The sequence below is a fragment of the Pseudoroseomonas ludipueritiae genome, from assembly GCF_014490445.1.
In the GTDB taxonomy this organism is placed as follows: Bacteria; Pseudomonadota; Alphaproteobacteria; order Acetobacterales; family Acetobacteraceae; genus Pseudoroseomonas; species Pseudoroseomonas ludipueritiae.
The window spans coordinates 1-2,594 of the sequence record NZ_JACTUZ010000287.1 but is presented as its reverse complement, the minus strand read 5'-3'; the positions used below and the strand labels follow the sequence as shown (position 1 = coordinate 2,594).

Sequence of the window (2,594 nt, the reverse complement as noted above, 5' to 3'; positions counted from 1 at the left end):
CCTGCCAGACCCCGGGCTGCTCCGCCGGCAGGGCCAGCACCGCCCGGCCGCCGCCCTCGGCTTGCGGCGGGCGGCGGATGACGGTGCCATCCGGCGCCGTGACCGTGATCTCCGGCGGCGGCCCGGCCTCGACGCTGCGGCGGGTGACGGTGAGGGTGCCGTTCTCCACCCGTGCCAGCAGGTCCTCCTCCTCCAGTTCCGGCTCCTTCATCAGCCAATGGGCGGCGCGGCGCAGCAACTCGGCCTGCGGCCCGCCGCCGTCATGCCCGCGCGACCAAAGCCAGATCTGGTCCGAGAGCAGCAGCGCCACCCGCCCTTCGCCCACCCGGTCCAGTTGCAGCAGCGGGGTGCCGTCGCCGCTGTCCATCACCGTGGTGCCGCTTTCGGTGCCGGCGCGCAGATGGCGGTACCAGCGGCCCCATTGTGGCTGCGCCTCGCCCTGGTTGGCGCCGGTCAGGCCCTGGGTCACGGGGTGGCGGGCCCCGGCATCGGTGACGCGCGGGCGGAAGGCGCCCTCGGCCAACCCCTCCGTCCCGCCCAGCGGCCGCGCCGGCAGCACCTGCCCCAGCGGCGTGGCGGCCAGGCTGGTGGGCCCCAGGAATTCCGGCCCCACGGAAAGCAGCAGCGCCCCGCCATCCCGCACGTAATCGGCGATGTTGCGCAGATAGACCGGCGGCAGGATGCCCCGGTTGGCGAAGCGGTCGAAGACGATCAGGTCGAATTCCCGCAGCTTCACCTGGAACAGTTCCCGCACCGGGAAGGCGATCAGCGCCAGCTCGTTCAGCGGCGTCAGGTCGTCCTTTTCCGGCGGGCGCAGGATGGTGAAATGCACCAGGTCCACATTCGGGTCGGCCTTCAGCAGCCTGCGCCAGGTGCGCTCGCCCGAATGCGGCTCCCCGGACACGAGCAGCACCCGCAGCCGGTCCCGCACGCCATTGATGGTCACCACGGCGCGGTTGTTGAGGGTGGAGACCTCGCCCGGCCGCTGGTCCGCCGCGATCTCCACCACCGAGGGTCCGCCGCGCTCGATGGGAATGGTGATGCGGTGCTCCCGCCCCAGCGGCACGCTTTCCACGCGGGGTGGGTTGCCATCGCGGCGGATGGTCAGGCGCACCGCGCCCTGGGCCTGCGCGGCGGGCACGCCGAGATCCTCCACCGCCAGCCGCAGCTCGACGCTGCGGCCGACGATGCCGAAGCCCGGCGCCTCGATGACGCGGATGCGCCGGTCCACCTCGCCCGGCGCGCCGGGCAGGATGGTGTGGAAGGGCGCGTCGAAGGAGGGCGCGGCGGGCACGTCATGCGCCTGCCCATCCGTCAGGGCCAGCACGCCCGCCAGCCGGGCGCGCGGGATATCGGCCAGGGCACGGTCGATGGCCGTCATCAGCCGTGTGCCCTGGTTGCCGCCTTCCGGCACATCCAGGGTCCGCAGCTCCAGGTCCGGGAAGCGGGCGGCATCGGCCTCCAGCGCGGCGCGGGCGGCGTCCATCTGGGCGCCGCGGCTGCCGATGCGGGCGCTGTCGCTGCGGTCCTGCACCAGCAGGGCGATGTCGGGGCGGGTTTCCCGCGTCTCCTGCACCAGCCGGGGGTTGCCCAGCGCCAGCAGCAGCAGCGCGAAGGAGAGCGCCCGCCACCAGACGCCGCGCGCCCGCCGCCACAGCGCCGGCACCAGGGCCAGCAGCGCCAGCACCGCCAGCGCCACCAGCAGCCATGCCGGCAGGATGGGCGCGAAATCGACCGCCGAAATCGCGTTCTGCATCAGTTGCCGAGCCTTTCCAGGATGGCCGGCACATGCACCTGGTCACCCTTGTAGTTGCCGGTCAGCGCGTACATCACGAGGTTGACGCCGAAGCGATAGGCCAGCGTCCGCTGCCGCGTGCCGCCGGGAATGGCGGCGAAGGGATTGCTGCCCCGCGCATCCACCGCCCAGGCCCCGGCCCAGTCATGGCCGCCGATGATCACCGGGCTGACGCTGTCATTGGCGCGGTCTTCCTCACGCGACACCCAGACCTGCCCGCCGGCGAAGCGGCCCGGCAGGTCCTGCAGCAGGTAGAAGGCGCGGGTCAGCACATGCTCCGCCGTCACCGGCGCCAGGGGCGGGATGGCGAGGCTGCGCGTCACCCTTTGCAGCGCCTCCCGCGCCCCGGGAGAGAAGCCCTCGCCGGAGCCTTCGTCCCGCGTGTCAAAGAGGATGATGCCGCCGCTCCGCATAAAGTCGTTCAGCGCGGCCACGGCGGCGGGGTCGGGCGCCTGGGCTTCCGGCAGGATGGGCCAATAGAGCAGGGGCAGCACCGAAAGGTCGTCCTGCCCCGGCCGCACGGCCACCGGCTCACCGAGTGCCGCGGCGGTGCGGCGGTTGACATAGTCGGACAGGCCGACCAGCCCCTGCCGTGCCACCTCATCCGCCGAGGGGTCGTCCGTGACCACATAGCCGATGCGGGTGACCAGCGGCAGGTCATTCTGCTGCGCCCGTGCCGGGGCCAGGGGCGCCACCAGCGCCAGGGCCAGCAGCGCCAGCCGCGCCGGGCGGCCGATCAGCCCGCGCTGCCCCAGCGACAGCAGCAGGTCCAGCGCCAGCAGCAGCAGCGCCGCGCCCA

2 protein-coding genes are annotated in these 2,594 nt (G+C 73.3%); both read right to left on the bottom strand.

Annotated features, from left to right (window positions below; all coding sequences use genetic code 11):
- Positions 1-1,756: hypothetical protein (locus IBL25_RS25620; protein ID WP_187781271.1), on the bottom strand; the 1,756-nt coding region annotated here is incomplete at its 3' end.
- Positions 1,756-2,594 (bottom strand): DUF4159 domain-containing protein (locus IBL25_RS25615; RefSeq protein WP_187781270.1); only part of this gene is annotated, 839 nt, incomplete at its 5' end. The genes IBL25_RS25615 and IBL25_RS25620, both read right to left, overlap by 1 nt.